At 65.7% G+C, this 4562-nt stretch carries 4 protein-coding genes; all 4 read left to right on the top strand.

Annotated elements, in window-relative coordinates:
* Positions 1–316 precede the first annotated feature (316 nt).
* A complete protein-coding gene (locus DD1DGNOD_RS11585; protein ID WP_131767378.1) occupies positions 317–1297 on the top strand; it encodes a DUF7065 domain-containing protein in 981 nt (326 codons plus the stop codon).
* Positions 1294–2532: a CaiB/BaiF CoA transferase family protein gene (locus DD1DGNOD_RS11590; RefSeq protein ID WP_131767379.1), complete on the top strand. Its 1239-nt coding sequence runs from the start codon at positions 1294–1296 to the stop codon at positions 2530–2532. Before DD1DGNOD_RS11585 ends, DD1DGNOD_RS11590 begins: the two co-directional genes overlap by 4 nt.
* A 13-nt stretch (positions 2533–2545) precedes the next feature.
* The gene (locus DD1DGNOD_RS11595; protein WP_131767434.1) at positions 2546–3694 is read left to right on the top strand and encodes an acyl-CoA dehydrogenase family protein; all 1149 of its coding nucleotides are present in this window, start codon (positions 2546–2548) and stop codon (positions 3692–3694) included.
* A 16-nt stretch (positions 3695–3710) separates the two neighbouring features.
* Positions 3711–4562, top strand: an 852-nt coding sequence (locus DD1DGNOD_RS11600; protein WP_131770106.1) for a hydroxymethylglutaryl-CoA lyase, incomplete at its 3' end; no start/stop codon positions are given.

Here is a 4562-nt window from a genome sequence, read left to right on the forward strand (position 1 = left end):
GTCCGTGAGGCGGGTGCCAGTGTAGCCGTTCTGACGGAAGATCTTGGCTGCGGCGTCGAGGATGCGCTGTCGCGTCGCCGTGGCCTTCTTGCCCGGGTGGGTGCGCACCGTTGTCATCGCCGTTCCTCTCTGGTTGACTCCCCGATTCTAAACGTGATGTGAGAGGCAGCGGCTGCCTCCTCGACGGCTGGCTCGCGGTGGCACCGTCTGTCATAGGTCCGTCATGCGGTTGGCACTTGCGCTCCTAAACAAAATCTGCGTTCATTTAGACAGCAGCGGCACCGGGTCGAGGCGTCGACGGCAGTCAGGAGGCTCCATGGTCGACTTCGTGCGTCCTGAGGACGACTACTTCCACAAGGACTTGATGACGGACAGTCCCTTCTGGAACGAGAGCGCCTGGTTCCCGTTCTACGTCGCGGAGCGGAACCTCTCGGGCTTCGTCTACATGAACCACCGGCCGAACATGAACTTCTCCATGACGGGTGTGGCCCTCTGGGACCCGTCGGGCGAGCAGATGTACGACTGCCTCTACCACGACTGGTTGGAGTTTGCACCGCTCGACATCCGCAAGAACGAGACGGAGATGTTCGACTACAGCACGCCGAACGGACTCACCCTGAAGTGCGTCGAACCCCAGAAGACCTTCCTGATGCAGTACGACCGCGACGGCTGCCAGTTCGACCTGCGCTTCGACGCCACCATGGGCGTGGCCAACTCGGGCTTCCCGGACGGCTCGCAGGAGTGGGGGCCGCACCACTACGAGCAGGGCGGCCGGGTCAGTGGGAAGGTGTGGATCAACGGCGAGGAGATCGACATCGACTGCGGGTCCAACCGCGACCACAGCTGGGGGCCCCGCCTTTACAAGGACAACCCGCGTGGCGACTTTCCGTGGTTCAACGACGGGAAGGGCTTCGCCTTCCAGATGTACAACATAGGCACCGAGCCGCTGGCGACAGACCCGATCGAGGGCACGATCGAGCCGGCGATCACCGGATGGATCCAGAAGGACGACAAGGTCAGCCATGTCGTCTCCGGCACTCGGCAGGTCCTCGAACGGCGTCCCGACGGAGTGCCGTGGAAGCTGGCCATCGAGGGCACCGACGACATGGGGCGCACCATCCATGCGGAGGGCGAGTGCAAGAACGTCCTCAAGTGGGTGCCCTGGGCCCGCTATCTGCAGTACTGGTCGCTCTGCGAGTGGACCCTCGACGACGGGAGTAAGCAGTACGGCGAGGCGATCGAGTGGTTCCCTGGAATCCAGGCGCGTCGCTTCCTGCAGGGGTTGAGCCGATCATGATCGAGCTGCTGCAGGGCGTGCGCGTCATCGAGTGCGCGATGCTGCCGACCGGCGACCAGACCAGTCGCCTGCTCGGGGATCTCGGGGCCGACGTGATCAAGGTGGAGCGGCCGGGTTACGGTGACTACCTGCGCGAGCTTGGTGATCGGATTACGCCGCAGAACAGCGTCTTCCATCTGCTCTGTAACCGCAACAAGCGCAGCGTCACGATCGACCTGCGGCAGGACGAGGGGCGCGACCTGTTCTTCAGCCTGCTGGAGACGGCGGACGTCTTCGTGGACGGCTTCGCCGGCGATGCGTGCGAGGCTCTCGGGATCGGCTACGACGCTCAGCGCGCGGTCAAGCCGGACATCGTGTACTGCCAGGCAAGCGGCTTCGGGGCACGCGGGGCGTACAGCCAGATCCCCGTGCACGGCTACATGATGGGAGCGGTGGCCGGCCAGGAGCAGTACGAGGTCGACGAACAGGGCGTGGTGCACCAGGTCCTCAACCCTGAGGGGCTGTACTTCTCCGGGTCGATCGACGGGCCGCTGTCCACCGCCCTGTACGCCGCCCTCACGACGGTCGCGGCATTGCGGCGCCGAGACCAGACGGGCGAAGGGGCCCACATCGACGCGGCGGGCGCGGACGCGGTGCTGGCCAACCAGTGTCTGGACGCTGTGATGGCGTGGAACTCGACGCGCATCACGGATCGACGCAACCCGCCTCCGCCGGTAGGCATGGATCCGCACAAGCGACCCAAGTACACCTGGTACGCGACCAAGGACGATCGGATCGTGCTCCTCGCCGCCATCGAGCACAAGTTCTGGGACAACTTCTGCGTCGCTGTCGGCCGGGAAGACCTGCTGGACGTCAAGGACACCTCGTTCGCCGTCGACTTCGCCGACGGCGGCAAGGCTGATCTGCTGGACGAGCTCGTCCCTGTGTTCAAGGAGCGCACGCTCGCCGAGTGGATGGACATCGCGCGCGCACACGACATCCCCCTGTGCCCAGCGAACTCCAAGCAGGACACGCTCGATGATCCGCACCTGCGTGCCCGCGAGATCGTGCACGAGATGACGCACCCGGTCGCGGGCCCCTACACAAGCACAGGATGGCCGGCTCCGGTCTCGGGGCAGCCGTTCGACGTGGCCCGTCACGCCCCGGGGCTGGGTGAGCAGACCGACGAGATCCTGGCCGAGCTGGGTCTTACGGCTGAACGGATCACCCGCCTGCGTGAACGACGCGTGGTTTGAGGAGCATCCCGAAATGAAGCGGAGCGTCTTCCAGACGGAGCACAATCTGTTCCGCGACAGCTTCCGGCGCTTCCTCGACAAGGAGGTCGTGCCTCACCACCTGGAGTGGGAGCACGCCGGCATCGTGCCGCGCGAGCTCTTCCTGGCTGCAGGGGCGAACGGCTTCCTCGGTCTTGATGTCCCCGAGCGCTTCGGCGGGGGAGGCGTGACGGACTTCCGCTACAACGTCGTCATGCACGAGGAGGTGCAGGCTGCGGGCGTCAACGCGTCGGGACTGGGGCTCTCCTTGCACAACGACACAGCTGTGCCTTATCTACTTCAGCTGGCCAACGACGAGCAGGCTGAGCGCTGGTTCCCGAGGCTGGTCACGGGCGAGTTGATCACGGCGATCGCCATGACGGAGCCGGGAACCGGCTCGGACCTGGGCGCAGTGCGCATGTCGGCTGTGCGAGATGGTGACGACTACGTCGTCAACGGTTCGAAGACGTTCATCACCAACGGCATCAACGCCGACCTCGTCATTGTCGTCGTGAAGACCGATGCCACTGCGGGCGCGCGCGGCCTGAGCCTGCTGGTGGTGGAGCGCGACACCCCGGGCTTCGCGCGCGGGAAGAACCTGGACAAGATAGGCATGCACGCCCAGGACACCGCAGAGCTGTTCTTTGCCGAGGCGCGCGTCCCCGTCGCGAACCTGCTCGGCCAAGAGGGAAAGGGCTTTGGCTACCTCAGCAAGAACCTCCCTCAAGAACGCCTGGCCATTGCCACGATCAGCGTCGCCGCGGCACAGGCGGCGCTCAACTGGACGCTCGAGTACGTGCGTCAGCGCTCGGCTTTCGGGCAGCCCATCGGCTCCTTCCAGCACAGCCGCTTCACCCTCGCCGAGGCGGCGACCGAGGTGAGCGTGGCGCAGGCCTACGTCGACCGCTGCCTCGAGGCACACGTCGCTGGTGAGCTCACGGCCGAGGAGGCAGCCATGGCGAAGTGGTGGTGCTCCGATATGCAGAACCGCGTCGTCGACCACTGCCTCCAGCTACACGGTGGCTACGGCTACATGACCGAGTACCCCATCGCGCGAGCGTTCGTCGACGCACGCGTCCAGAAGATCTACGGCGGCACCAACGAGATCATGAAGGAAATCGTCGGCCGCTCTCTCGGGCTGTGAGGAGCACGCTGTGCCCATGACCGTGCCGCAGGTCGTCACACGCGACAACCTTCCGCAGTGTGTCCGTGTTTACGAGGTGGGCGCGCGTGACGGTCTTCAGAACGAGAAGCAGGTCATCCCCACGGTGGTGAAGGCTGAGTTCGTCGAGCGGCTCGTGGCTGCCGGCCTGCGGACCGTGGAAGCGACGAGCTTCGTGCATCCAAAGTGGGTGCCACAGCTGGCAGATGCTGAGGATCTCATCGACCGCCTACAGCCGGTGGACGGGGTGCGTTATGTGGTCCTCGTGCCGAATGTCAAGGGCTTGCAGCGGGCCCTCGATCGGGGTGTGCGAGATATCGCGATCTTCGCCTCGGTCACCGAGACGTTCTCGCGGCGCAATCTCAACCGCAGCGTCGCTGAGTCGATCGAGATGTTCGCGCCGGTTGTGGAGCGGGCACGCGCAGCCGGAGCCGGTGTGCGTGCATATGTGTCCATGGTCTGTGGCGACCCATGGGAAGGGAAGGTGCCTGTGACGCAGGTCGTCGACGTGGCGACGCGCCTTGTGGCGCTGGGCTGCACGGAACTCTGCCTCGGCGACACGATCGGGGTGGGGACCCCCGGCCACGTGCGCGCCCTCGTGCGCGCCCTCGTCGCCGCGGGGATCGAGCTGGACCAGCTTGGTGTGCATTTCCACGACACCTACGGACAGGCGCTCGCCAACGTCCTGGCGGCGCTCCAGGAGGGCGTCACGACGGTCGACAGCTCCGCGGGCGGCCTGGGTGGCTGCCCCTACGCCGAGAGCGCGACGGGCAACCTCGCCACCGAGGATCTGCTCTGGCAGCTGCACGGGCTCGGCATCGAGACCGGCGTCGACCTGCACGCGCTCGTG

This window comes from Candidatus Protofrankia californiensis (genome assembly GCF_900634765.1).
GTDB lineage: Bacteria > Actinomycetota > Actinomycetes > Frankiales > Frankiaceae > Protofrankia > Protofrankia californiensis.

Bases quoted from the DNA above. Each gene is read 5' to 3' on its own strand.
- DD1DGNOD_RS11585 (WP_131767378.1), top strand. From the start codon at position 317: ATGGTCGACTTCGTGCGTCCTGAGGACGACTACTTCCACAAGGACTTG.
- DD1DGNOD_RS11590 (WP_131767379.1), top strand. From the start codon at position 1,294: ATGATCGAGCTGCTGCAGGGCGTGCGCGTCATCGAGTGCGCGATGCTG.
- DD1DGNOD_RS11595 (WP_131767434.1), top strand. From the start codon at position 2,546: ATGAAGCGGAGCGTCTTCCAGACGGAGCACAATCTGTTCCGCGACAGC.